Raw genomic sequence first — 25,778 nt, 5'->3', positions numbered from 1 at the left:
AGCTGCCGGCTCCTGCCCGCCACGTCAGTCCATGCTGGCCGCGACGGTCGTCGTCTTGCTGCCGCGCAGCGTCGCTTCCGGCAGGCGCATCACCAGGAACGGCGCCACCAGCGACACCGCCGCGCTGAGCACGAAGAGAATGCGGAACGCCGTCTCGGCGGCGGCCCGCACGGCACCGGCGTCGGCCGCGTCGCCGCCCACCATGGCGCGGTGGAACATGCTCGTCAGGATGTCCTCGCCGCCCTTCAGGTCCGACACGCCCATGCCGCCATGGCGCAGCAGCCCGATCAGCACCGTGGTCAGCACCGCCACGCCCACCGCGCCGCCCAGCATGCGCGAGAACGCCGTCAGCGCGGTGGCCACGCCGACCTGCTGCGCGGGCACCGCGTTCTGGGTCGCCACCAGCCCGCTGGGCAGTTGCAGCCCGATCGACAGGCCGAGCGCGATCATCACCAGGGCGGTCAGCACCACCGCGTGCGGATCGACGAAGGCCAGCGCCAGGATGGCCAGCGGCGCGATCAGCGAGCCGGCCAGCTGGAGCGGCTTGTAGCGCCCGCTCCGGGTCATCAGCCGCCCGGAGATAAAGGCGCCGAACGGGATGGCCAGGGTCAGCGGCACCAGCCGCAGCGCCGCGGTGTCGGCCTGCGCGCCGCCCACCACCTGGAAGCGCAGCGGCAGCAGCACCGACATCGCGATGAGCTGGAAGAAGCACAGGAACAGCGTGATGCAGCAAATCGCCACCGTGGGCACGCGCAGCATGGCCAGCGGGATCATCGGGTCGGCCACCCGCTTTTCCTGCCACACGAACAGCACCAGCGCGACCAGGCCGGCCAGCAGCAGGCCCAGCGTCTGCGGCGCCAGCGCCGACTGGCCCTGCCCCAGGCGGGTSAGGAACACSAGCACGCCRGWCAGGCCGCCGCCGAACAGCAGCGCGCCGACATAATCGATGCGGTGGCGGCGCCCGCCCACCGGCAGGTGCTTGAGCGCGCGGCGCACCACCACCAGCGCGATCAGTGCCAGCGGCAGGTTGATCCAGAAAATCCAGCGCCACGACAGGAAATGCGCCAGGTAGCCGCCGATCACCGGCCCGGCCATGCTGGCCACGGCCCATACGCCGCTCACATAGCCCTGGTAGCGGCCGCGGTCGCGCAGCGGCACCACGTCGGCAATGGTCGCCTGGGACACCGAGATCAGCCCGCCGCCGCCGAGTCCCTGCAGGATGCGCGCGATGATCAGCTGGGGCATGGTCTGCGCCAGCGCGCAGGCGATCGAGGCCAGCAGGAACAGCACGATGGCGAAGGACAGCACCGAACGGCGCCCGAGCAGGTCGGAGAGCTTGCCGTAGATCGGCGTCACCACGGTGGACGCCACCAGATAGGCGGACACCACCCACGCCATCACCTCGAAGCCGTTGAGCTGCAGCGCGATCTCCGGCAGCACCACGGCCACGATCGACTGCTCCAGCGCACCCAGCAGGATCGCCAGCATCAGCCCGAAGATGACCTGCATGACGGGCACCGGCGGCACCGCGGGCGGACCGGATGCGCGGCCGTCGCGCTGGCCGCCGTTTGCCGCGCCTTGCGGGGAGGAGGCCGATGCCGCTTGCAGGGCAGGCAACAGTGGAGGCGGAGACGGCGGGAACGACGGCGGGGAGACGGCGGTCATGGGCGGGCGGGGGGAGAGGAACGCGGGAAAGGACATCGAGTGCAGGGCCGGCGCCACCGGCGCGGGCGCGGGCCCCCGACGGCAGCAGACGGCACCAGGCGGCCCCGCTCATGTCTGTTTTGGGATACAAGGGCGTTATTGTAGGCCGAAGCCTCCCGCCCTGCACCGCGTCTTTCCCGCCCGCATCGTGCCCCGCCCTGCGGGGCACGGCCTTAGAAGGATTCCCAGTCGCCGTTGGCCACCGCCAGGTTGCCGGCTGCGGCGGCACGCGGTACGCGGCGCGCCACCGGAGCGGCCGCGGCGGGCCTGGATTGGCGGGTCACCGGCAGCGACTTGGCCGACAGCACCGGCTCGCGGCCCTGGCGCACTACCGGGGCGCGGGCCTTGCTCGGCAGCACCGGCTCGCGSGTCACGCGCTCGGCAGCGGCACGCGGGGCGGCGGCAAGCTTGGCAGCCGCCGGCGCGGTCACGCGGGCGACCGCCCGGGCCGGCGCGGCGTGATGGCGTTCGGCGGAATCCCCGGCGTCGCGCGCCGCGGGAACAGCGGCAAGACGCGCCGGCGCATGGCTCTTGGCCCCGCCAGCACGCGCGGCCGGCTGGTGCCTGGCGGCTGGCGCCGCGGCGCGCGCAACAGGTGCGGCCGACCGCACCGGCGCAACCGGCGCAACCGACATAACCGGCATGGCAGCCGGCGTCCCGGCGCGGGCCGGTGCCTGCCGCGCCACGCTGGTGTCCTCCGGCGAGACCTTGAAGCGCGACACTTCACCCACCAGGCCGGCGGCCTGCTGCTGCAGGCTCTCGGCGGCAGCGGCGGCCTGCTCCACCAGGGCGGCATTCTGCTGCGTCACGCTCTCCATCTGGCTGACGGCGCGGTTGACCTGTTCGATGCCGGAAGACTGTTCCTCGCTCGCCGCGGCGATCTCGCCCATGATGTCGGTCACGCGCTTGACCGCGCCGACGATATCGTCCATGGTGCGGCCCGCATCTTCCACCTGCCTGGCGCCATGGGCCACCTGCCCCACCGAGCCGTTGATCAGCTGGCCGATCTCCTTGGCTGCCGACGCGGAACGCTGCGCCAGGCTGCGCACCTCGGCAGCCACCACGCTGAAGCCACGGCCCTGCTCGCCGGCGCGGGCCGCTTCCACCGCCGCGTTGAGCGCCAGGATATTGGTCTGGAAGGCAATGCCCTCGATCACGCCGACGATCTCGGCCACCTTGCCCGACGATTGCGAGATGCTCTGCATGGTTTCCACCACGCCGCGCACCGCGCGCCCGCCTTCGGTGGCCACGCCGGAAGCGCTCACCGCCAGTTCGTTGGCATGGCGCGCATTGGCGGCGTTCTGCCTGACCGTGGAGGTCAGCTGCTCCATCGATGCGGCGGTCTGCTCCAGGGAAGCCGCCTGCTCCTCCGTGCGCTGGGACAGGTCGGTGTTGCCGCTGGCGATTTCGCGTGTCGCGCCGTCGATCGAGCGCGAAGCGCCCTGGATGCCGTGGACCAGCGCCGCCAGTTGACCGAAGGCGCGTTCGAGCGCCCCCAGCATGCGGCCCATCTCGTCATTGCTGTGCGCCTTGATGCTGTAGGTCAGGTTGCCCTGCGCCAGCGCCTGGGCGGCTTCGAGCGCCTGGCGCGCCGGCCCCGTGATCGAACGCGTGATGCCGATACCGAGCGCGATGGCCAGCGCCACCGCGGCGGCAGCCAGCCCGACCAGCACGTCACGCGCCATCTCGTAGCTGGCTTCCGATTCGTCCACGGCGACGATCGCCACCTTGCGCCCGCCCTCGGCAAGTTCAGTGAGCTTGTCGAAATAGGGCGCCTGGGCCGCCGGCAGCGTCGCCACCAGCGCGCTGCGCGCGCCGTCGAATTCGCCGCCCTGCAGCTGGCGCAGCACCATGTCGAGCTGGCCGTTATACGCCTCGCGCGCTTCGGTCAGGCGGCGGTAGGTTTCCCGGATCTCCGGCCTGGCGGACTTGGCGAGCCATTTGCCGAGTTCGTCCAGCGTGGAACCCATATCCTGGCGCAGCGCGCCGATCTTCTCCGCGTTGCGCCGCACCGCGACCGGGTCCTCGTTCAAGGTGGCGTCGCGCACGAGGATACCGATCCATAGCGCGTCCTGTTTGACGCGCTCGATATCCATGACCTTGAACAGCCGCCCTTCCACCGTCACGTGCATCGATTCGTTCATGGTGCGCAGGGACACCACGCCCACGACAGCCACCGCCACCAACGTCAGCGTCACCACCGAAAACGCCACCGTCAGGCGCGCCCCAATGCCAAAGTTTCGCAACCAACGCATCTTCCCGGCTCCTTTTTGCTTTTTCATCGCGCGCGGCGCACTCGCTCCAGACAGGCTTCCGGATCGACGCCGCATCGCGGGCTTAACGGCAGGGGACCAGACAAGCTTGAGTACATTTGCGCGTTTTGCGCGAAGAAAGCGAAAAACGCGAAGATACGCGGAGATATAGGGGGAGAAAGACCGGCAATTCAGGGAATTGGCAGCGTGCGTCCTGTCGTCTAATGGCGGCAGGCACTTCGATGTGCTGCCATCGGGCCTCGTGCCCGGCGGCATGCCAGACAAGAAAAGTGGGCGCACAAAAAAAGAAGCCCACGCGCGGGGTGCTCGTAGGCTTTCCAGGACTGCTAGGAACCGAAAGGTTCAGTAGCGAATATAAACCTGCTTACATGAGGTGTAAATCCAATTTCTATCAGGGATATCTCGGATAGGAAAAAGTGCCTGCTCTGCCACTCCTTGTGGCGCATGGGTGGCACCGGATGCTTCAGCAAGCAGGCCAGGGCCGTGTCATCGCCAGCAACCCCATGCTGCACAGGGGTTGCGGGCCTGGCCGGCGTTGGGATTTGCCCCACAAGTGAACATGGACATATATTCACCTATTGTGATGCAATCGGTTTTTTAGAGGTAAACCTCTAGGCTAGGCGCGCCCCCCAACCGTCCATATTTGTAAAATTTTGTTACTCTCGCCCCTGAAGTATTCCCCTTCTCTTCTGGCGGCGCCGCTCGCCACCGATTGCGAGGCGGTATTGGACCCCCCTCCCGCGCACATACCGCGGCTGGCCGCGATCCATGCACCCCGCCCCCCGGCCAGCATCGAGAGCGGATGTTTCATCCCCAGTTCCGCCCAGGCCGGGCCGCAGCCCGCGCTCAGCAGTGCGTCATACCTCAGTTGCCCACGCCTGGTTATCGAATCCCTGCCAGCCGCCAGAACCCGCGCGGGCTCTTCCGGAGAAGTTGTGAACAAGAAGGAAACCAGGGTGGACCGCCCTAGCCGGAAGCTGCAGCACCAGCAACTGTCCACCCACCGTGCGAGCCGCAAGCCGGTCATCGTGCACCTGTCCAGCGGCATCCGCCTGCATGGCGTGATCGTCGCCGCCGACAACTATATGGTGCTGCTGGCCGAATCGCCGGACGATCCGGTGCCCCAGGTCGTCTACAAGCACGCCATCGCGGTCATTACGCCCGCCCACGCACCGGAAGCCATGGCCAGCGTGCCGGGCGCGGAAAGCTCGCCGGAGTTCGTCAGCCTGTATACGCCCCGCACGCGCAAGCGGCGCTAGAGATATGGCGAGGATGACCAGGCGTGGCGCCGCCAGGGCCCCGGCCACGCGCCCCGCCGCGCCAGCCGGAGCGCGCAAAGAAACTTCAGGGCACGACCGCAAGATCACACTAAACCTTTTCCGACGCTGGTCGATAACCCTAGCAACGGAGGCACTACACGCACTGCAACGCAGTCAGCCAACGTTACACGGCAGCCGCCGGACTGTGTAAATCACTGCAACTAGGAGTCGTACCATGTCGTCGATCATCAATACCAATTCGTTGTCTCTGATGACTCAGAACAACCTCAACGCTTCGCAATCGCAACTGAACACCGCGATTCAGCGCCTGTCGTCGGGTCTGCGCATCAACAGCGCCAAGGACGATGCCGCCGGCCAGGCCATCGCCAACCGCTTCACCGCCAACATCAACGGCCTGACCGTAGCGCAGCGCAATGCCAACGACGGTATCTCGATGGCGCAAACGACGGAAGGCGCGCTGACCGAAGTCAACAACAACCTGCAACGTATCCGCACGCTGGCCGTTCAGGCCGCCAACGGTTCGAACTCCGCCTCCGACCTGAAGTCGATCCAGGATGAAATTACGCAGCGCCTGGCTGAAATCGACCGTACTTCGCAACAAACCGACTTCAACGGCGTCAAGGTCCTGTCCTCGTCGGCAAAGGCCCTGAACATCCAGGTTGGCGCGAACGACGGCCAGACCATCTCGGTCAACCTGTCGGAAATCAGCTCGAAGACCCTGGGCCTGGACAGCTTCAGCGTGACCAGCACCCCGAACAAGGCTGCTACGGTTACCGACCTGAGCAACGCAGTGACCGCCGGTACCGCCACGAAGATCAGCTCGAGCCTGTACCAAGTCACGACCAAGAACACCTTCGCCTCGACCGACCAGGTCCTGGCCAAGCTGCAAGACGGCGACACGGTTGCTGTGGCTGGCGGCAACACCTACACCTACAACTCGAGCACCGGCAACTTCTCGTACAAGGTGACCACCGCTGCTTCGGCAGCCTCGCTGTCGAGCTCCAACCTGCCGGCATTCGGCCAGGCAGCCGGCACGTACACCAACGCCAGCGGCGCATCGGTCCAGTTCAAGGTCGACAGCGCAGGCAAGCTGACCGCCGCTGACGGCGTCACCACCCTGTACGACGACGGCGCCGGCAACCTCACCACCAACAACACTGGCGGCCTGTCGCAAGCAACGCTGGGTGGCGTGTTCACCAACGCCGGCTCGGCTGCCGCTGGTGTCGCAAGCGTGCAAGTCAACGGCACCACCTACACCTCCGCTGCTGGTGGCAATGTCACCAACAACGCAGCAGCCAGCAAGAACGACGTGGCAGCTGCAGTGCTGGCAGGCGGCTCGGGCAACGCGACCACCGTCACCCTGGGCAAGACCAGCGGCCTGACGTCCACGATCAAGCTTGACGGCGCTACCGGCAAGGCAGACGGCGCCAACGGCGCGACCTCGAGCTACGTTGATGCAAAGGGCAACCTGACCACGACGGCCAGCTTCACCACCAACTACGCTGTCGACACCACCACCGGTGCCGTCACCGTGGCAGACAACAGCGCCAGCCCGGCCGCCGCAACGGATCCGGACATCAACGCGAAGATCGGCGGCGCCGCCTACATCGACGCAGCGACCAACGCATTCACCACGAGCACGACCTCGTCGTCGGGTTCGGGCACGACCGATCCGCTGGCCGTGCTGGACAAGGCGCTGCAGACCGTCGACAACCTGCGCAGCTCGCTGGGTGCAGTACAGAACCGCCTGGACTCCGTCATCTCGAACCTGGGCACGACCGTGACGAACCTGTCGTCGTCGCGCTCGCGCATTCAAGATGCGGACTACGCAACGGAAGTGTCGAACATGACCCGCGCGAACATCCTGCAACAAGCTGGTACCTCGGTGCTGGCGCAGGCTAACCAGTCGACCCAAGGCGTGCTGTCGCTGCTGCGTTAATTCGTAACTGCTTCGCTGAAGCCGGCATTCGTGCCGGCTTTGGCATAACGGGCCTCGAGTGTTTCCCCAGGGCCGCGGCCCTGGGAAAGCATTCCAACCTCCGACTTCCGAACCGACATGGCCGAATCCTTCCCGATCCCGTCCGGCATCCCCGCCATTCCCGCCATGCCGGCCAGCATGGCGTCGGGCGGGGAAACGATGCGCGCAGAGGCCGGCATTGCCGCCACTGCCGGCAGCGAGGATTCGCCGGCGAGCACGCCGCAGGAACAACCGGGCGGACTGGATGCAGCCGTCAAGCGGCTGACCCARGTCCTGCGCATGGCATCGGTCAGCGTAGAGTTCGAGATCGATAGCGATTCGCACCGCATCATCACGAAGGTGGTGGACAAGACCAGCGGCGAGGTGATCCGCCAGATCCCGACCGAGGAAGTCATCAAGATCGCGAACGCCATGCAGCAATTGCAGGGTCTGTTCGTGCATCAGACCGCGTAAGACCGCGCAAGACAGCACAAGACCGGACCCGACCCAATCAAGCTATACCTGGAGAAGCAGTCATGACAAGCATTTCGAACCTCGGCGTAGGCTCAGGCCTGGATCTCAGCTCGCTGCTGGACCAGCTCACCACCGCCGAGCAGGCTCCGCTGAACGCGATCAAGGCGCAGCAAGCCAGTTCCCAGACCAAGCTTTCGGCCTACGGCACGCTGCAGAGCGTGCTGGGCGCGTTCCAGGCCGCTGCCAAGCAACTGGCCGACCCGAGCTTCTTCAACGGGACGACCGCGACCTCCAGCAACACCGGTGTCCTCACCGCGACGGGAGGCAGCAAGGCGACTTCCGGCACCTACGCCGTCAACGTCTCGGCGCTGGCTCAGGCCCAGTCGCTGGTCGCCGCCGGCCAGGCTTCCCAGACCGCGGCGCTCACGACCGGCACCATTCACATCGACTTCGGCACCATCACCGATGCCGCCGGTGGCAGCCTGGACAACAATGCCGCCAGCCCCACCTACGGCCGCTACAGCAACGCCACGTTCGCCGCCACGGCGGGCTCGAGCGGGATCGACATCAAGATCGACAGCACCAACAATACGCTGCAAGGCGTGAGCGACGCCATCAACAAGGCCAACACCGGGGTCACCGCCAGTATCGTCAACGACGGCTCGGGCACGCCGTATCGCCTGGTCCTGACGGCCAAGGACACGGGCGCGGCCAGCAGCATGCGCATCAAGGTCAACAACGAAGCCGGCAGCGGCACATCGCTGGCCGGCCTGGTCAGCTATGACGTGAACAACGGCTCCGGCGGACAACGCATGCAGCAAAGCATCGTCGCCCAGAACGCGCAGCTGACCGTCAACAACATTGCCATCCAGAGCGCCAGCAACAACGTGACCGACGCCCTGCCGGGCGTCACGCTGGCACTGACCCAGACGGGCAACACCAGCGTCGCCATCCAGCGCGACACCAAGACGATCCAGACCGGCGTGCAGTCTTTCGTTTCCGCCTACAACAATCTCCAGAGCGTCGCCGCGAGCCTGACCGCCTATGATCCCAGCACCAAGACCGGCTCGCCGCTGACCGGCGACGGTACGCTGCGCATCATCCAGTCGCAGATCCGCGGCATCCTGAACATGCCGCAAGGCAGCGGCAGCGGCGCCAACGCGATCAACACGCTCTCGCAAGCCGGCATATCGTTCCAGACCGATGGCTCCATCCAGCTCGACAATGTCACGCTGACCAACGCACTGAACTCGAATGCGGCTGGTGTCGCCGGCCTGTTCGGCAATACCGACGGCAAGAGCGGCTACGGCAACCAGATCAATGCGCTGGTCACCTCGCTGACCGGCACCAACGGCGCGCTGACCTCGGCCACCAACGACGTCAACCAGACGCTGAAGGACCTGAGCGACCAGTACACGTCGAAGTCGGACCTGGTGGACGCGACCATTGCGAACTACAAGGCGCAGTTCACGCAGCTCGACACGATCATGGCGCAGATGAACAACACCAGCAGCTATCTGACGCAGCAGTTCAACGCGATGAACAACACCTCGAACAAGTAGTAAGCCCGCCCAGGAGTCGATCATGTTCGCCCGAAATGCCGTCAACGCCTATGCCCAGGTCGGGATCCAGACCGGCGCCATGAGCGCCAGCCCCCACAAGCTGATCGTCATGCTCTACGACGGCGCGCGCGGCGCCATCGCCCGCGCCAAGTTCCACATGGAAGCCCGTGCCGTCGCCGAGAAGGGCAAGGCAATCTCGCACGCCATCAGCATCATCGACAACGGCTTGCGGGCCGCGCTCGACCACAATGCCGGCGGYGGGATCGCCGGCGACCTGGAGGCGCTTTACGACTACATGTCGCGCCGGCTGATGCTGGCCAACCTGCGCAACGATGAAACACTGCTGAACGAAGTCGATCACTTGCTCGAGAACCTGGCATCGGCCTGGGCGCAGATCGAAGACGCGGCCTCGCCGGTACCCGGTGAATCTCACCAACTCGCTTCGGCAGGGACCTGACATGCATAGACCTAGCCCCGTTCTGAGCTGCTACGAAGAGCTCGAACTGCTTGCCGAACAGATGCTCGAGACGGCCCGGGCCAACCACTGGGATGCGCTGAGCGACCTGCAGAAGGTGTATATGGCCCAGGTCGACCGCCTGCGCCAGCTCAAGGACGAAGCCTCGTTCCCCGAACATGAACGTTCCAGCCGCTTCCACCGCCTGGAGCGCATCCTTGCCTACGATGCGGCCATCCGCGATCTGCTGATGCCCGAGCTGACGCGCTTCGGAGGAATGATCGCCAGCGCCAGGYGGCAGCAGAGCCTCGGCCATGCCTATGGCGTTGCCGGCTGACCTGGCCGGACCTCCCGGCACCGATATCACCTAGCGGCCTGCAATGACTGGCATTCCTGTCTCGTCGGACGCATCCCTGCTGCGCGACCTGAACCCGCAAAGCCTGCGCACCGCGCTGTCGGTATCGAAGCTGTCGGCACTTCTCCCGACGGCGCCCTTGCCGGAGGGCAACCCGCAGACGTCCACCGGCTCCGCCGTGCAAGGGCGCACGGTCTTGCCCTTGCCCTCCGCCGCGCAGGCGGGCCAGCCCGCGCAAAGCGGTTCCACCCGCGAAATATTGAGCTCCGCGGCACGCGTCATCCTGGATTTGCTGGAGCGCGTCGATGTTCAACCCCAGCGTTCAGCCGCTTCCCTGCTGCCATCGCCGCCCACGGCCGCCGGCGCACCCGCCCTGCGCGCCGCCCTGGCGGACGCGATCGGACGCAGCGGACTGTTCTATGAGAGCCATCTTGCCGAATGGGTGAGCGGCGCCCGGCCGCTGGAACTGCTGCGCAAAGAGCCACAAGCGATGCTGCGCGCCCCTGGCGCCGGGGCCGGCACCGCCCAGGGCCCTGCCCCGGCACCGGACAAGGCAGGCGCGCCGCCTGCGCCGCTTCTCCTGCTCCCCGCGCCGGCGGCTACGGCCGGAGCACCTGCCCCCCTGACTCCCGGGGGCGCGATGGCCGAGGCGGACAGCCCCCTGCAGCTCCTTGCGGAAGACGGACAAGCGACGCAGGCCGACGCGCGCGGCCCCGCTCCCTCCCCGCGTGGCGGTGCCGCAACCGAGACCGCCGCCCAGACGAACGCTACGCCGGCCACGCTCCAGCAGCCCGCGCATCCGGGCCGTGCCGCCGCGCTGGCGAGCCAGGCTGCGCAAGCCTATGAAGCAACGGCCAAGGGCGCCGACGCACCCCGCCATCGGGAAACGCGCCTCGGCACCCTGCTGGCCACGGCCAGCATCGACGACCACGCAGCCGCCCGCAGCAGCGGCCCGGCAACGGTCCTGCACCCCGGCGCGGAAGGCGTGGTCCGGCAGCAACTCGAACTGCTTGCCGGCCAGCAGTTGCGCTGGGCCGGCGAAGCCTGGCCCGGCACGCCCATGGACTGGGAAATCCGCCGCGAGCATGCGGACGACGGCAGTGCCGGCACCGCCGCGGCCGCCTGGAGCACACGACTGGTATTGAACTTGCCTCACATGGGAACGGTGGAAGCGCGCCTGACCTTGAACAGCACCGGCCTGGACGCGCGCATCGTCACCGCTGACGGAAGCGTCGCTTCGCGCATGAACGCCGACAGGTCGGCACTGTCAGGCAACCTGGCGGCCTCCGGCATCGTGCTGATGCGCCTGGATGTCGACACCGGCGAGCCGGCCACGCCAGGAACAGGCAGATGAACGACGCACATCAACCCACCCCGCGCGGCGCCGCGATCGCGCTGCGCTACGACAACGACGATGCCGCGCCGCGCGTGGTGGCCAAGGGCTACGGCGTGACCGCGGAATCGATCATTGCGCGTGCGCAGGAGGCGGGTGTCTACGTGCATGACTCGCCCGCGCTGGTGAGCCTGCTGATGCAGGTCGACCTCGATTCGCACATCCCGCCCCAGCTCTATGTCGCCGTGGCGGAGCTGCTTGCCTGGCTCTATCGCCTGGAAAGCACATCTGGCGAAAGCGCCGGCTGAAAAGCCGGCCGCGCGGGCGGCCGCGGAGCGCGCCCGCGCGTATGCTCAGTCGTGCCCCGCGCCCAGCATGGCCCGCACCTCGGCGCCGACGCGCGCCACGTCATCGCGGTCCAGGCCAAGTCCCGACGGCAGATTCAGTGCATGCGGCGCGATCCGGTAGCAGGCCAGGTTGGCTGCGCGCGCGGCGGCCGCGCCTGGCGTGGCGGCATAGGCCGCCAGGCTGCTCAGGGGATTGAAGAACGGCCGGCTGTCGATGCCGCACTCCGCCAGCCGGCGGATCGCCGGGACCTTGCCGCCAATGCGCTCCGGCAGCAGCACCGTCACCATCCAGTAGGTATTGCGCACGTCCGGTGCCTCGCTGTTGAGCAGGATCTCCGGGCACCGCGAGAACTCTTCACGGTACCACTCGAAAATCTGCCGCTTGCGCGCCACCAGTTCTTCGATACGCTCGATCTGCGCCAGCCCGAGCGCGGCCTGCATGCTGCTCATCTTGTACTTGTAGCCGACTTCGCGATTCTCGAACATGGTGTCGCCCGGTTGCCGGCCATGATCGCGCAATACCATGACACGGCGATAGACGCTGTCGTCGTCGGTGATCAGCATGCCGCCTTCGCCGGTGGTCAGCGTCTTCGAGCCATGGAAGCTGAAGGTCCCGGTCAGGCCGAGCGTGCCGGCGGCCCGCCCGCGATAGCGCGAACCCGCGGACTCGGCGGCGTCCTCGATGACCGCCACGCCGTGCCGGCTGGCAATGGCGCACAGCGCATCGTAGTCGGGCATGTTGCCGTACAGGTCGACGGGGATCACGGCCTTGGTGCGCGGCGTGATGCAGGCCTCGAACGACGCGGCGCTCAGGCACCAGCTCGACGGGTCGATGTCCGCGAACACGGGCGTCGCGCCTACGTAGCTGACGGGCGCCGCACTGGCGATCCAGGTGCAGTCCGGCACGATGACTTCATCGCCGGGCCCGACGCCCAGCGCCAGCAGCGAGAGATGGATCGCCGAGGTGCACGATGGCAGCGACACCGCATGCCGGACCCCGTGGTAGTCGGCGAAAGCCCGCTCGAACCGGTCGTTGTAGCGATTGGCGTCGGCGTACCAGGCATTGGTGACCGCATCGGTGACATAGGAGATTTCCCTGTCGGTGATCGACGGGCCGGAGACGAATATGCGTTTCATGATGATCGGGGTTCCCAGGGAAGCCGGTTCGACCGCGACAGCAGCCTTTCAGAGAAAGAAGTAGTCCGCCTGTTTCTGGTGCCATTCGGGGATCGCGGCAATCGCGGCGCGCGCCGTGCGCGGATTCATGCCAACGTAGACGCGGCCGATATGCCCCGGCAGTGCCCCCGGCGAGACGATCTCGCGCGCCTGGCAAAGGCGGCCTTGCAGGTGCGCATTCTGGTCCACGAAATACTCCACGCGCTCCATCGAATCCAGGGCCGAGGCGATGAAGTTCCCATAGAAGCCGGCACCGTAGATCGCGCTGGGCGCCGATGCGTGTGCCCGCTCGAAGGCCTTCAGCCTTGTCACGACGCCGTGCCAGTATTGCGCGGTGTCGCGCGCGAAAGCCTCCAGCCCCGCCAGCGCGGCGGCATCCGGTTGCCGGACCGCGCAGGCGGCCCCCGCGCCGAGCCTTGCCGTCACCACGAACGCGGCATCGTGCACGCCGGCATCGACTTCCACGCGGTCGAAGCCCTGCGCGCTCAGCATGTAGTGCAACGATTCGGCCGTGAAGTGGTTCACATGGTCGGCCACGACGAAGTCGGCCACGTTCTCCAGCACGTTCGGCACGATGAAGTAGAAGTGCCCGCCCGGCTTGAGCAAAGCCTTGATATTGGCCAGCGCCTGCCCGAGCCGGGAGATATGCTCCAGCGCATAGAAGGACAGGACCACGTCCATGCTGCCCGCCCAGGCCGGGTCCACCTCGTGGGTGGCCCAGCCAGGCTGGCCCGGGAACCGCGCCCAGTGCGATACATACTTGTCGGTGACATCGAACAGGAACGGCGCGATGCCCTGGTTCCCCTGCACGACCTTCCTCAGGGTCGGCGCCTTGGCGCAGCCGTAGTCGAGCACCCGGCAGCCCGGGAACAGATCGAGCTTCGACTGCAGCACCGCGGCCTGGTGGTCGGCCCGGTAGAGCGGGCGTCCGTCGACCATCTTGTAGAGCTGGTCGTCGTCTTCCGCTGCGAGGTTGATCTCGTACACATTGGCGTAGTAATGCGCAAGGTCCGGCAGCTCGCTGGTCTGCAGATGACCGCAATGCGGGCAGAGATAGACCTGGGTGCGGCCAGGCACCACGGTGTTCATGGTCGTGATCGAACTATCGCCGTCCGACTCGTAGACCGGGGCGGGAAGCGCATTCGCGCAAACGTTGCATTGACAGGCCACTGCTATTCCTCGGCAAAATATTCGGCAAACAGCGCCTCGACCTCGGTCCCCGCGGTGACGGAGGCCTTCCAGCCCAGGCGCGCGCCATAGGGGTCGCGGAAATTGAAGAAGCGCGACTGGACCGACCAGCGCGGCCGGTCCGAAACGTTGTATCCGGACTGGTGGATCACCAGGAAATCCAGCACGATCAGGTCGCCCGGCCGGGTCAGCGGCGCGCAGCGCTCATAGGCGGCAACCACTTTCTCGTCGTCGACCATGCCGATCTTGTAGGCACCCGACTTGGCGGCCCCGACCCCGGTCTTGCTGCACTTGCGGATCCCGTCGCGATGCGAGCCGCGGCATACTTCCACCGGGCCCATCTCCCTGGTCACCGCGCGCAGCGGGCTCCACATCACGATGCCATCGACACTCTGCGGCTGGAAGATGAACTCCTGGTGCCAATGGCTGCGGAACTGCTCTTCCTGCGGACTATCGATGCGAATGCCATAGCTGGCCGTGCCGATGCCCGCCACATCGGTTCCCCGCAGGAACTTGAAAAGGGCCTCGCCCTTCTCGGACGAGATCAGCCGCAGGAACGCCGGGATCTGCTTGACCTGGTCGTAGACCTCGCCGCCGAAGGCGCGGCTCACGCCTGTCAGCTGGGCATAGCCGGCATCGAACTGCTCCGCCGAGAAGGGCTCGCGCACCAGCGCAATGCCGTGCCGGGCCGCCACCAGGCCGATAATGTCGTAGATGGCCCGCTGGATCGGACGGATCTCCCGCTCGATATCGAAGAAGCCGGGTATCACCAGCATGCCGTCGCGCGCAAAGCGCGCGCGCAGCTCATCTGTCGGAACGAAGTCCATTGTCTGCCCCTGTCTCAATCGCTCGCCGCGGCCCCAGGCTTACACGCGCCGCAGGTAGCCATCCGGCGCCACCGTGATCTGGAGCTTGTCTTCGACCTGCCGGTCGATTTCGAACTTCAGCGGTTCGCCGTCGGCGCCCAGGACGGTCTCGCTGCGCAGGCGCTCCAGGTAGGCCCAGACCGCGGTCTTCGGATTGTTGCCCTTGCCCCACGGACGCGCGGGCGAGAGGTGTTCCGGCTGGTCTTCCACCAGGGTATCGAAGACGATGCAATAGCTGCCCTTCGCCGTCAGCGGCGCATAGGCTTCCAGTTCGGCCAGTACGTGGTCGTGCGTATGGTTCGAATCGAGAATGACCAGCACGCGCTCATAGCCGGCCGCACGGCGATGCACCTCGGCGACAATGGCGGGATCGATGCTCGAGCCCTGCAGCATGTCGATCTTGTGGGCCATCGGGTGCTTTTCGATGGCCGCGCGGTTGTGCGCGCGGATATCGATATCGAGGCCCAGCACGCGGCGGCGCGAAGCCCGCGGATCGAAGCTGGTGCCGGCCTCCACCGCATCGCAGTAGTCCAGCATCGCAAGCATCGACGCACTGAGTATCAGGGAGCCACCGTGGGCAATGCCGGCCTCGATCACCAGGTCCGGCCGCACGCTCCAGATCAGTTCCTGCATCGCCGCCATATCCTGCGGATACTGGATGATGGGCCGGCCCAGCCAGGTGAAGTTGTAGGCGTAGTTGCCCACCGCCACGGCGCACATCCAGTCCAGCGACGCACCGCGCAGGCTGGCTTCGCTGCCGAGCCGGCGGATGTTCCCCTGCACCTCCTGCTTGAACTGCTCAATCGGATTCATTTCACTCTCCATTGTCTTTTTCAACCAATACCTTGTCGATGCGCCCGCCGATCTGGGCGCCCATGTACAGGCATTCGGCGTAGTGGCGGGGAAAGCCCGCCCGCTCCATTGCCGCAACCGTCTGTGCGATGTCGTAGTCAACGCGGTGCAAGGCAATCTCGTACCCGTCCAGCACCGCGAATGCCGCGCGCGGATCGCCGTCGCGGGGCTGCCCCACCGATCCGGGGTTGCAGTACGTCTTCTCGCCGAACACCGCCAGCGTCTGCACATGCGTATGGCCCGAGAAGAGATTGCGCGCCTGTGGCGGCACGGTGTGCGCGTCCACGCGGTACAGATACTCGTCGAGCGGATCGTTCCAGCCGCCGTGGACAAAATAGTTCAGTGCTTCCGTATGGATGGACACCGAGCGCGCCAGCCACGCGACCTGCTCCACGCTCACCACGGTGCGCTGGTATGCCATGATCTGCGCCACCGTGCGCGAACGGGGGCAGTCCAGCGCGGCGACCATGTACTGGTCGTGATTGCCCATGACATTGATGGCATCGAGCTGGCGCAGCAGGTCAATGCATTCGCCCGGCTGCGCGTAATAGCCGACCACGTCCCCGAGCGAGATAAAGCGCTGGCAGCCGAGCGCGCGGGCAGCGTCGACCACCGCATGCAGCGCCGGCAGGTTGCCGTGGATATCAGAGAGAATCGCGATCATAGGCAACGAAGTCCTCCGAATATCGCCACGCCCGCCCATGCCTGAGCAGCGGCGCCGATGGCCTGCTGCCCTGCAGGAAGAAATCGAGCGCCATGCCCGCCTCGTTGTAGCCGAACGCGGTCCGCAGCGAAGTGCTGCTGGAGAAGCGCGGATTGATCTCGAGCAGGTAGGGCACGCTGCCCTCCTTGCGGAACTGGTAATTGGTGGGGCCGAGCGGGCGGAAATGCCGGGTCAGGACCTGCGTGGCGGACTCGATGTCGGCGTCGCGCACCGTCTCCACATAGCCCGTGCTGCCGGCCGCCGACAACCTGCGCCTGAAGACGATGGGCGGCACCATGCCGCCGTCGCCGAAGCCGAACAACCCGACCGTGTATTCGGCGTCGTCCGTGCCGACGATGCGCTGGACCATGGCGCTGTCGCCCTGCTTGCGGCGCCAGTAGTCATAGTCCGGTTCGTCATGCAGCCGCACGATGCCACGCGAGCCGTTGCCGTCGCGTGGCTTCATCAACAGGGGCGCCGGGCCCAGCGCACCGACCAGCTCCTCCCAGCTGCCGTCGATGCGGCTGGGAATCGAAGGCAGGCCAAGCGCCTCGATGGCCTGGCCGCAGCGCCACTTGTCCGCACTGAGCCTGACCAGCGCAGCCTGGTTCAGCCCGAGCACCACGCCGAGGCTGTCGAAGAAGGCGCGCTCCCGGTCCATCAGGGACACATCGACCTCGAGCGCCGGCAGGATCAGCTGCGCCCCTTCCCGCTGCACGAGATCGCGCCAGAAATCGAGATAGGCGGGATCGGACTCCTCGCACGGCGGCTTGGCGCGGAAGGCATCGCACAGGTAGCTGCCCATCGATCCGGCGTTGCGGTCGACGCCGACGATGCGCACCGGCCGGCCACAGGCGCGCAGGCTCTTCACCACACCCTGTCCGATGATGGCGCCGACGCCGGTTACGATGACGGTCACGGTCATTGCAGCTGCGCTTCCACCAGCAAGGCCACGCACAGGTCGGGAAACCCGACGCCGACCTTGAGCATGGCCTGCATGTTCGCGCGCATGTCCGGCAGTGTCTTGAGCACGCTCAGCGGCAGCGGCTTCAGGTAGATGCCTTCCTCATGCGTGATGGCGTAGCCATGCTCGTTCAGCACGGCGCGCAGGGTGTCGCGGCAGTACTGGCGCTGGTGCCCGAGAGCGATGTCGTTGGCGTTCAGGCTGTAGATATCGTCGATCAGCCCGAGCTCGAGACCCAGCCGCCGGTTCATCGACTTGGCGTTGGGCACGGCCACATAGACCTTGCCGCCGGGCTTGAGGAAACGGCGATAGCGCGCCAGCAGCAGGCCGGGATCGTCGACGTGCTCGAGGATGAAGCCCATGACGATCACGTCGAAACGCTGTTCGGTCTCGAAGGTCTCGAAGTAATCCAGCACCACCGTGTGGGCCAGCTCCGGATGACGCTTGCCGAACAGCTCGATGACGAGCGGCGAGCCTTCCACGATGACATGCCGGTCGCACCGCTGGTCGAACGCGGACGCGGTGAAGCCGTGGCCCAGGCCGAGTTCGAGCAATGCCTCGCAATGTCCGAACCGCTCGATGATGCGGCCGGGATACCAGTTCAGTACCAGGTCGTTCTCGAGCTCCGTCGCGGAGTTCGGCAGATACTCGGTAGCTACTGCGTCAAGATGGTTCATGACTCTTCAGTCTTGGGGTTCAGTGGGCCGGCGCGCACGCCTGGCGCTGCATCATGTCGCGCCAGGCGATCGTTCCGGAGCAGATCTGGCTCGCCCCGGCGCGGCCGCAGTTGGCGACCAGGTCCAGGCCCGAGACGTAGGGGGTGAAGGCACCGTGGCGCTGCGGGTACGGGTGCATGGCGTAGTCCATGTATTCGACGGTCACCGCATTGCGCTCGAACAGTTCGTGGTCGAGATAGTTGCGCGCGCCGTGGCCGGTGATGTAGCGACCTGCCTCCATCCGCTTGCACACATCCAGCACGCGCTGGCTCTTCTCGCCGGGGATGCCGAGCGCCGACGAGCGGGCGAACGGCTTGCCGCCGGCCACGCCGAAATAGTCCGCGAGCGCCAGCATGGAAGCCTGGGTCAGCTCGGAAAGCGACGTGGTGGGCAAGGCCAGGACTTCGTCCACCAGGGCCAGCATGTCCTGCACGTGCGGCGCATCGCGGTAAGCCTGCCGCAGCAGCTCCCGATGCTGTGCGCGCCAGCCGGTGCCGTCGTCGACCTCCACCGCGTCGATGCGCTGGCCCAGGCGGAGCCCGCGCAACGGCACGGTCATCCAGCGCATGCCCTGCGCCGTCTTGACCTGCACACGGTTGCCGAATCCTCCGCGCGAGAACTGCACGTCGTCGTAGAAGACAAAGGTATCGGCCAGCCGCACCTGCTCGAGCATGCCCACCCACGGGAAGTACATGGGCTGCGATATCACCAGGCGGGTGCCATGGAGGGAATCTGTCATGTCTGGGATCGGGTCCTGCGCCGTCATGCCGCGGCAGGGATATAGCGGATTTCGGGGACCGCGACCGCGAACGTTCCGCCCCATTCGGCGATATAGCCGTGCTGCCGGACCACTTCGTCCGCGATGTTCCAGGGCAGGATCAGGACCACATCCGGACAGTCTTCGCGCAAGTGGTCCGGGTGCATCACCGGTACGTGGCTGCCGGGCAGATGCTTGCCCTGTTTGGACGGCGCGGCATCGCATACGTAGGGCAGCAGGTCTGGCCGGATGCCCRCGTAGTTCAGCAGCGTATTGCCCTTGGCTGCCGCGCCGTAGGCGGCCAGGCGCTTGCCGGCGCGCTTTTGCTCGATCAGGAACACGGTAAGCGCATCCTTGAGCCGGTCGACGCGGTCCTGGAAGCCCTGGTACGTGGCCAGCGCACGCAAGCCGAAGTCCTGCTCCTTGCCCAGCAGCGCGCCAACCGCCGGCTGCTCGGCGCGGCCGTCGTCGGCGTGGCAGGCGTAGACGCGCAGGCTGCCGCCATGGGTGGGGAGTTCGCGTACGTCGATGATGCGCAGCTGCGCGGCGGCGAGGATCTGCCTGACCGTGTGGAGCGAGAGGTAGGAGAAATGCTCGTGATAGACGGTGTCGAACTGGGTCTGCTCGATCAGCCGCAGCAGGTGCGGGAACTCGAGCGTGATGGTGCCGCCGGGCTTGAGCGCCACTTTGAGGCCCCGGGTGAAATCGTTGATGTCCGGAACGTGGGCGAATACATTGTTGGCCGCGATCAGGTCGGCTTGCTTTCCGGCCTCGGCCAGGCGGCGCGCCAGCGCTTCGCCGAAGAACTCGCGCAAGGTGGGCACGCCGATCCGCTCGGCGGCCTGCGCCGTGCCCGCGGTCGGCTCGATGCCCAGGCAGGGAATGCCGGCGGCGACGAAGTTCTTCAGCAGGTAGCCGTCGTTGGACGCCACTTCGATGACATGGCTGTGCGCACCGAGCGCCAGGTCCGCGGTGATCTCGCCGGCATAGCGTGCCGCGTGTTCCAGCCAGGTCTTCGAGGTCGACGAGAAGTAGGCGTAGTCGGCGCGGAACAGCTCGTCCTCGCGGGCATAGTCCTCCGTCTGCACCAGCCAGCAGTGGCTGCAGACGTAGAGCTTGAGCGGGAAATGCACCTCCGGCGCGGCCAGGTCGGCTACCTCCAGGTAGGCATTCGACGGCGGGGCGAAGCCCAGGTCCAGGAAGACATGCTCGAGCGGTGTTGTGCAGTGACGGCAGTTCATGGGTAAATCCCCGGGAATCCGGCATTCAGAAGAGGGTGAGACGCATCGCGCGCGGACACATCGGTGACCGGCAGCGGCCACCTGATGCCCAGCCTCGGATCGTCGTGCCGCACGCCGCCCTCGGCCTGCGGCGTGTAGAGCGCGGTATGCAGATAGAGCAGTTCGCTGTCGGCTTCCAGTGCCTGGAATCCATGCGCGCAGCCTTCCGGAATCGCCACCATGAGCGCGTTCCCGGCACTCAGCTCGAACGCCTGCCACTGCAGGAACGTGGGAGATCCGGCCCGGAGATCGAGCGCGACATCCCAGACCCGCCCCCGCAGGCAGCGCACCAGCTTCATTTCCGCGTGCGCGCCGAGCTGGAAGTGCAGGCCGCGCACCGCGCCTGCCTGGCGCGTGCGGGAATGGTTGATCTGCAGCACCTGGCGCGCGCCGATGACTTCCGCCAGCGCATCCGCGCAGAACATCCGGGCGAAGGCGCCCCGGTGGTCGGCGAACGGCTCGGTCCGCACCAGGCGGACACCCTCGATGTTTGTCGGTTCGGTTTTCATGCGGCGGCCCAGACGAGTCCGGCGCAGGCCGCCTGTTCGACATAGGCGGCAAGCTGCGAACGGGTCGCTGCCGTGCCACGGGCCTGGAACTGGCGGTACCAGGCGGCGGTGGCGCCCAGCGCCTCGTCCAGCTGCCAGACCGGGGTCCAGCCAAGCCGGGCGCGCGCCTTCGACCAATCCAGCGCGAGCAGCCCCGACTCATGGGGCTGCGGCTGGCTTGCCACGCGCCACGCCAGCTCCGGCCAGTGCGCCTTGAGGCGGCCGAGCACGGATTCGACGCAACAGTTACCCTCCGCCGCCGGGCCGAAGTTCCAGGCGGCGGCGCAAGCCGCATCGCCCTCCAGCAAGCGCTGCCCCAGCAGCAGGTAGCCGGACAGGCAATCCAGCACGTGCTGCCAGGGACGGGTGGACCGGGGCGAGCGGATCTCGAGCGGATTGCCCTGCGCCAGCGCACGCACCAGGTCGGGGATCAACCGGTCCGCGGACCAGTCGCCGCCACCGATCACGTTGCCGGCGCGCGCGGTTGCCAGCAGCGTGTCCGTGGCGCCGAGGAAGGACTGGCGATAGCTTGCCGCCAGGAGCTCGGTCGCGGCCTTCGACGCCGCATAGGGATCGTGGCCGCCGAGCGGGTCGTTCTCGCGATAGCCCCACTCCCACTCGCGGTTTGCGTAGACCTTGTCGGTGGTGACGAGGACGACCGCCCGCACGCCCGCGTGGCGGCGGCATGCTTCGAGCACGTTGGCCGTGCCCATCACGTTGGTGGACCAGGTCTCGAGCGGATCGCTGTAGGAGCGCCGCACCAGCGGCTGGGCGGCAAGGTGAAAGACGATCTCCGGACGGCAGGCGGCGAACGCGGAATCCAGCGCCGCCATGTCGCGGATATCGCCGCGGACATCCGCGGCGGAGACTTGCAGCAGGTCCCAGTGGCTATGCCCCGCCTGGGGCGGCAGGGCATAGCAGGTCAGCTCCGCGCCGAGCCCGGTCAGCCACTGCGCCAGCCAGCTGCCCTTGAAGCCGGTGTGGCCCGTCAGCAGAACGCGGCGCCCCTGGTAGAGGTGGCCAAATTGCGCTATTTCCATACTTTCCAGGGCGGATTACCCCGACCCCACAGGTCTTCCAGATAGGTCTTGTCGCGCAGCGTGTCCATCGCCTGCCAGAAGCCCCGGTGCATGTAGGCGGCCAGTGCGCCGTCGGTGGCCATCTGCATCAGCGGCTCGGCCTCCCAGCTCGTGCGGTCGTCCTCGATGCGGTCGATCACCGAAGGGTCGAGCACGAAATAGCCGCCGTTGATCCACGAGCCGTCACCCGCGGGCTTTTCCTGGAAGCTCTCGACCATGTCGCCGTTGAGGTTGAGCGCGCCGTAGCGGCCCGGCGGCTGGATCGCGGTCACCGTCGCCGGCTTGCCGTGGCGGTAGTGGAAGTCGACGAGCGCGCCGATGTCGATATCGGACACGCCATCGCCATAGGTGAAGCAGAAGGGCTCCTTGCCCACATAGTCGCGCACGCGCTTCATGCGCCCGCCGGTCAGCGTGCTTTCGCCGGTATCCACCAGGGTGACGCGCCATGGCTCGACATGGCGCTGGTGCACCTCCATCTGGTTATGCTTCATGTCGAAGGTGACATCCGACATGTGGAGGAAATAGTTGGCGAAGTACTCCTTGATGATGTAGCCCTTGTAGCCCAGGCAGATCACGAAGTCGTTGATCCCGTAGTGGGAGTAGGTCTTCATGATGTGCCACAGGATCGGCTTGCCGCCGATCTCGATCATGGGCTTCGGACGCAGGTGCGACTCCTCCGAGATCCGCGTGCCAAGCCCACCAGCCAGGATCACCGCTTTCATGCCGTGGCGTCCTCGCGCAGGACCTTGACACCGGCGATCTCGGCGATCGACGGCACGGGTTGCCGGTCCAGGTAGGCCAGATCCAGGCCGAACGATTGCTGCAGGAACTGGTCCAGGACGGACTTGTCGCGTCCGCACTCGTCCAGGCGCTGGCTGAGCAGGCGATACAGCGGCAGGGAGAATTTCCTCAGGGCGGCGCTCTCGATCAGCAGGTCGAGTGACCACTCCTTGTTGCCGCTCTCATGCGCCATCTCCGCCAGCGCAAAGGCCACCAGCCAGTGCCGGCTCCATTTGGCCGAGATGTTCTCCAGCAGGCTGTTCAGGTCCAGGTAGTTCCGCTCCTGCAGCAGCGAGACCACCGCCAGGACGATCTCCTCCATCGGGTGCCACTGGCCATCGAAGAAGACCCCCTCCTCCAGGCCCGCGCCGGCCGGCGGCACTTCCCGGTATTGCCCGACCAGCCCGGTCATTTCCGCCTCCAGCCAGCGCGTGAAGGCAGGCGCGTCGAACAGCGGGCTTTGCTCGAACCTCGCCCGCATCGACAGGCGCAGGGCGTTCAGCCCGGCGGGATCGCTCGCCAGGCTGGCGGCAACCTCGACATATTCTTCCTCGGTCCCGCAGCTCAGCCCGTCCAGCCCGATCGCGTGAACGCAGGACGCCGAAATACGCTCGTGGAAGGCCGTGCCGGCCAGCGTGACCACGGGTACGCCCATCCACAAGGCGTCGCAGGTATTCGCGCCGCCCGTCATGGGCGCCGTATCGAGCACGACATCGATCTGGTTGTACAGGCGGTACTGATTCAGGCCCGAGCGCGGCACGCAGATGACGCGCTCGGCGGCGATGCCGGCCGCCTCCATGCGATGCAGCAGCGGATGCCTGACCTCCTCCTTCTCCAGCCCGCTGCACTCCAGCAGCAGCTTGCTGTCCGGGCACCTGGCCAGCACCGCGCTCCACAGGCGAAGCGTGCGTTGGCTGACCTTGGCGAGGTTGATACAGCAGCCAAAGGTGACGAATCCGTTCTTGAGCGCGGGGGTTTCCTGCACTGCCATGTGCTGCTCGTACACCCGCAGCGGCGTCGCCACCAGCGGGTAGTACACGCTGGCGATCACGGGCGCGCGCAGGAGTTGCTCGGTATAGTTGCCCTCGTTGCCTGCGGGATCGCCTATCCAGTCGCTGATGCGGTACTGGACCTGGGCCATGCCCGTGGTGCTCGGATAGCCCATCCAGGTGACCTGGACCGGCGCCAGGCTGTATGCCAGGTAGACCAGCGGGGAATTGGTGGTGTAGCCGCCCAGGTCGAACAGGACATCCATGCCCGCCGCGTCGAGCGTCGACACGATCTCGCTTTCCGACTTGCCCGCCAGGTCGACGAAATGATCCGCATAGAGCCGGATCTTGGTGGTGACGTTGTCCTTGCGCCCGTTCAGGGAGAACACCGACACTTCGAAGCGCTCATGATCCAGGTTGGTCAGGAACGGGATGATGAAGTAGGCGCAAGCATGCGCGTAGAGGTCGTTGGAGATCAGCCCCACGCGGATGCGGCCGGAGGCCGGCGGGCGGCCCTGCCGCTTCCTGCCATGGCGCTTGCGGGCCAGCATGCCTGCGTAGGTCTCCGCCTCGGCGCGCAGGGTCTGCGGCGTGCTCTTCTCGTCGAAGAGCATCGTGAACAGCAGGTTGGGACGGTGCACCGGGGTATCGGGATACAGCTCGGAGATCTTCCCGAGCGCTTCCACGGCTTCCCGTACGTAGCCCATTTCCTTCATGGCGCTGGCATAGGTGGTCAGCGCAAAGATATCCTCCGGCTCCAGTTCCAGCGCCTTGAGCGCGGCGTCGCGGCTGGCGACGTACTGGTGCTGCAGGAAGAGCACCGAGCTGAGCCGGATCCAGCCGATGGCGAGCCGCGGGTCGAYTTCGACGCACCGGCGCAGCATGGCGTTGGCCTGGTCATATTCGCCGTCTTCCGCCAGGACACCCCCCTGCAGCGACAGCAGCAACGCCGAGTCAGGGAATTTCTCCAGCCCGGCGCCGACCAGCTCGCGGCCCCGCTGCCAGTTCTGCGCGCCCATATAGGCACTGGCTGCCCAGAAATAGGCGTCCTGGTCAGCCGTGTCCGGGTGCTTCAGGGCCTTGTCCGCATGGCGCTGCGCGTCGCGATAGCGTCCGGCCAAGCAACTGGCGCGGGTCTGGGCAACATGGCTGGCAGCTCTCGAGCCGCCCTTGGAAGCAGTAGGGGAATTGTTCATCGCATCGACTTGAAAATCGCGACCTGCGCACACCTTGGGCACGGCGCATGGCCAGCGGAAACCGGCTAGCAGTAGTCGTCCTGTCCCGACGTTCCCGGCGTCCGTGTCGTGGGTCCCGTCGACTGCGGACCCCACCGGATGGAAACGCCGGCGGCCCTCAGACGGCCATGTTCATCATTTCCTGGTAAGCCGCCGCCAGCCGGTTGCGTACCTGCACCGCGGTCTGGAACGACACATTGGCCTTCTGCATGTCGATCATCACGTCGTTGAGCGCAACGCCGGGCTTGCCCAGTTCGAACGATTCTGCCTGGCCGTAGGCGTGCTCCTGCACGGCGCTCACGCGCGCCAGCGAGCGTTGCAGTTCGCCGGCGAAGCTGCCGGGCGCGGCGGCGGCCGAGGTGGCCGGGCTTTCCGTGCCGGTGGCGCTCTGGGCCAGCCCGCGCAGTTGCTGCAGCATGCCGTCGAGGGAAGAAATGGTAGTCATGGCGATCCGCTTGGAACCCGCCCTGCCCCCTTCGCCGGCCGCAGCCCGCCCGGGGGAAAACCGGTTCCGGAAAGAGTCAAGTCATTGAACATGGCGCGGGCGCTTGCCCCCGCCGCTRCCGGCCGGCCTGCCGGTGCGCCGCGCATGCCACAAACCGCATCCGCACCCGCCCTTTTTGCCAGCCCCCGAAGCCTACCCGCCCCGCCGGACGGGCCATTGCGGGAAATCGGGTGGAAAACGAGGCTTATTCGCAGGATTGTCGATACCCGCCTTGGCCGATGATCTGTACCGTGCCGGAGCTGGGGTGCCGCTGCCTTGCCGCGYCCCGCTCCCGGCCCCGACCTTCATCAACTATCGCGGGGAGTACGCGTGTTTTGTCAGCAGCGTGATCTTAGCCATGCCGCAGCCGGGAATGCCCAGGCTGGCCGGGGTGGACAGGGCAGCCAGAGCGGCGCCCGCCA

At 66.7% G+C, this 25,778-nt stretch carries 24 protein-coding genes; 8 read left to right on the top strand and 16 right to left on the bottom strand.

Annotated elements, in window-relative coordinates; all coding sequences use genetic code 11:
- Positions 1–24: 24 nt before the first annotated feature.
- Together AC1DO7_RS00890 and AC1DO7_RS00885 are read right to left on the bottom strand one after the other, a co-directional pair.
- A complete protein-coding gene (locus AC1DO7_RS00890; protein ID WP_477115686.1) occupies positions 25–1,509 on the bottom strand; it encodes an MDR family MFS transporter in 1,485 nt (494 codons plus the stop codon).
- Positions 1,510–1,877: 368 nt separating this feature from the next.
- Positions 1,878–3,959 carry a methyl-accepting chemotaxis protein gene (locus AC1DO7_RS00885; RefSeq protein WP_441613962.1) on the bottom strand — a complete coding sequence of 694 codons (2,082 nt, stop codon included), beginning with the start codon at positions 3,957–3,959 and terminating at the stop codon, positions 1,878–1,880.
- 953 nt (positions 3,960–4,912) lie between these two features.
- Between AC1DO7_RS00885 and AC1DO7_RS00880 the strand changes: the two genes are divergently transcribed.
- From AC1DO7_RS00880 to AC1DO7_RS00845, 8 genes are all read left to right on the top strand, one after another.
- A complete protein-coding gene (locus AC1DO7_RS00880) occupies positions 4,913–5,236 on the top strand; it encodes an RNA chaperone Hfq (protein ID WP_441613961.1) in 324 nt (107 codons plus the stop codon).
- A 235-nt stretch (positions 5,237–5,471) separates the two neighbouring features.
- Positions 5,472–7,196 (top strand): flagellin N-terminal helical domain-containing protein, encoded by a 1,725-nt coding sequence (locus AC1DO7_RS00875; protein ID WP_441643209.1) that lies wholly within the window; start codon positions 5,472–5,474, stop codon positions 7,194–7,196.
- Between the two features lie 117 nt (positions 7,197–7,313).
- Positions 7,314–7,688, top strand: a complete 375-nt coding sequence (locus AC1DO7_RS00870; protein ID WP_441613959.1) for a flagellar protein FlaG — start codon at positions 7,314–7,316, stop codon at positions 7,686–7,688.
- Positions 7,689–7,750: 62 nt separating this feature from the next.
- Complete coding sequence (gene fliD / locus AC1DO7_RS00865; RefSeq protein WP_441613958.1) at positions 7,751–9,250, top strand: flagellar filament capping protein FliD; 1,500 nt, start codon at positions 7,751–7,753, stop codon at positions 9,248–9,250.
- 22 nt (positions 9,251–9,272) lie between these two features.
- Entirely contained in the window at positions 9,273–9,707 is a 435-nt protein-coding gene (fliS, locus tag AC1DO7_RS00860) for a flagellar export chaperone FliS (protein ID WP_441613957.1), read from the top strand.
- 1 nt (position 9,708) lies between these two features.
- Positions 9,709–10,041, top strand: coding sequence for a flagellar protein FliT (locus AC1DO7_RS00855; RefSeq protein ID WP_477115685.1), 333 nt, complete (start codon positions 9,709–9,711; stop codon positions 10,039–10,041).
- A gap of 43 nt (positions 10,042–10,084) precedes the next feature.
- Positions 10,085–11,413 (top strand): flagellar hook-length control protein FliK, encoded by a 1,329-nt coding sequence (fliK, locus tag AC1DO7_RS00850; RefSeq protein ID WP_441613955.1) that lies wholly within the window; start codon positions 10,085–10,087, stop codon positions 11,411–11,413.
- Entirely contained in the window at positions 11,410–11,700 is a 291-nt protein-coding gene (locus AC1DO7_RS00845) for an EscU/YscU/HrcU family type III secretion system export apparatus switch protein (RefSeq protein ID WP_441613954.1), read from the top strand. The genes fliK and AC1DO7_RS00845 overlap by 4 nt, the downstream gene beginning before the upstream one ends.
- A gap of 45 nt (positions 11,701–11,745) precedes the next feature.
- Here AC1DO7_RS00845 and AC1DO7_RS00840 read toward each other — a convergent pair whose 3' ends face one another.
- The 14 genes from AC1DO7_RS00840 to fliE all read right to left on the bottom strand — a co-directional run bounded on the left by AC1DO7_RS00840 (position 11,746) and on the right by fliE (position 25,317).
- Positions 11,746–12,876: a DegT/DnrJ/EryC1/StrS family aminotransferase gene (locus AC1DO7_RS00840; RefSeq protein WP_441613953.1), complete on the bottom strand. Its 1,131-nt coding sequence runs from the start codon at positions 12,874–12,876 to the stop codon at positions 11,746–11,748.
- Between the two features lie 48 nt (positions 12,877–12,924).
- The gene (locus tag AC1DO7_RS00835; RefSeq protein ID WP_441613952.1) at positions 12,925–14,004 is read right to left on the bottom strand and encodes a class I SAM-dependent methyltransferase; all 1,080 of its coding nucleotides are present in this window, start codon (positions 14,002–14,004) and stop codon (positions 12,925–12,927) included.
- Positions 14,005–14,087: 83 nt separating this feature from the next.
- Positions 14,088–14,930 carry a phytanoyl-CoA dioxygenase family protein gene (locus tag AC1DO7_RS00830; RefSeq protein WP_441613951.1) on the bottom strand — a complete coding sequence of 281 codons (843 nt, stop codon included), beginning with the start codon at positions 14,928–14,930 and terminating at the stop codon, positions 14,088–14,090.
- Between the two features lie 39 nt (positions 14,931–14,969).
- Complete coding sequence (locus tag AC1DO7_RS00825) at positions 14,970–15,782, bottom strand: cephalosporin hydroxylase family protein (RefSeq protein ID WP_441613950.1); 813 nt, start codon at positions 15,780–15,782, stop codon at positions 14,970–14,972.
- Between the two features lies 1 nt (position 15,783).
- Complete coding sequence (locus tag AC1DO7_RS00820; protein WP_441613949.1) at positions 15,784–16,485, bottom strand: metallophosphoesterase family protein; 702 nt, start codon at positions 16,483–16,485, stop codon at positions 15,784–15,786.
- The gene (locus tag AC1DO7_RS00815; RefSeq protein ID WP_441613948.1) at positions 16,466–17,449 is read right to left on the bottom strand and encodes an ATP-grasp domain-containing protein; all 984 of its coding nucleotides are present in this window, start codon (positions 17,447–17,449) and stop codon (positions 16,466–16,468) included. The genes AC1DO7_RS00820 and AC1DO7_RS00815 overlap by 20 nt, the downstream gene beginning before the upstream one ends.
- The gene (locus AC1DO7_RS00810; protein ID WP_441613947.1) at positions 17,446–18,165 is read right to left on the bottom strand and encodes a class I SAM-dependent methyltransferase; all 720 of its coding nucleotides are present in this window, start codon (positions 18,163–18,165) and stop codon (positions 17,446–17,448) included. Before AC1DO7_RS00810 ends, AC1DO7_RS00815 begins: the two co-directional genes overlap by 4 nt.
- Positions 18,166–18,184: 19 nt before the next feature.
- Positions 18,185–18,943: a WbqC family protein gene (locus tag AC1DO7_RS00805; protein WP_441613946.1), complete on the bottom strand. Its 759-nt coding sequence runs from the start codon at positions 18,941–18,943 to the stop codon at positions 18,185–18,187.
- 23 nt (positions 18,944–18,966) lie between these two features.
- Entirely contained in the window at positions 18,967–20,202 is a 1,236-nt protein-coding gene (locus AC1DO7_RS00800; protein ID WP_477115684.1) for a methyltransferase domain-containing protein, read from the bottom strand.
- On the bottom strand, positions 20,199–20,750 hold the full coding sequence (locus AC1DO7_RS00795) for a dTDP-4-dehydrorhamnose 3,5-epimerase family protein (protein WP_441613944.1): 552 nt from the start codon (positions 20,748–20,750) through the stop codon (positions 20,199–20,201). Before AC1DO7_RS00795 ends, AC1DO7_RS00800 begins: the two co-directional genes overlap by 4 nt.
- Positions 20,747–21,829 (bottom strand): CDP-glucose 4,6-dehydratase, encoded by a 1,083-nt coding sequence (gene rfbG, locus AC1DO7_RS00790; RefSeq protein WP_441613943.1) that lies wholly within the window; start codon positions 21,827–21,829, stop codon positions 20,747–20,749. The genes AC1DO7_RS00795 and rfbG overlap by 4 nt, the downstream gene beginning before the upstream one ends.
- Complete coding sequence (gene rfbF, locus AC1DO7_RS00785; protein WP_441613942.1) at positions 21,820–22,590, bottom strand: glucose-1-phosphate cytidylyltransferase; 771 nt, start codon at positions 22,588–22,590, stop codon at positions 21,820–21,822. The genes rfbG and rfbF overlap by 10 nt, the downstream gene beginning before the upstream one ends.
- On the bottom strand, positions 22,587–24,833 hold the full coding sequence (locus AC1DO7_RS00780) for an O-linked N-acetylglucosamine transferase, SPINDLY family protein (protein WP_477115683.1): 2,247 nt from the start codon (positions 24,831–24,833) through the stop codon (positions 22,587–22,589). Before AC1DO7_RS00780 ends, rfbF begins: the two co-directional genes overlap by 4 nt.
- Positions 24,834–24,990: 157 nt before the next feature.
- A complete protein-coding gene (fliE, locus tag AC1DO7_RS00775) occupies positions 24,991–25,317 on the bottom strand; it encodes a flagellar hook-basal body complex protein FliE (protein ID WP_441613940.1) in 327 nt (108 codons plus the stop codon).
- Between the last annotated feature and the right edge of the window lie 461 nt (positions 25,318–25,778).

It is taken from the genome of Cupriavidus sp. 05N40, from assembly GCF_056397305.1.
Note: the sequence above shows the minus strand (reverse complement) of the source record. Positions and strands in the feature narration are given on the sequence as shown.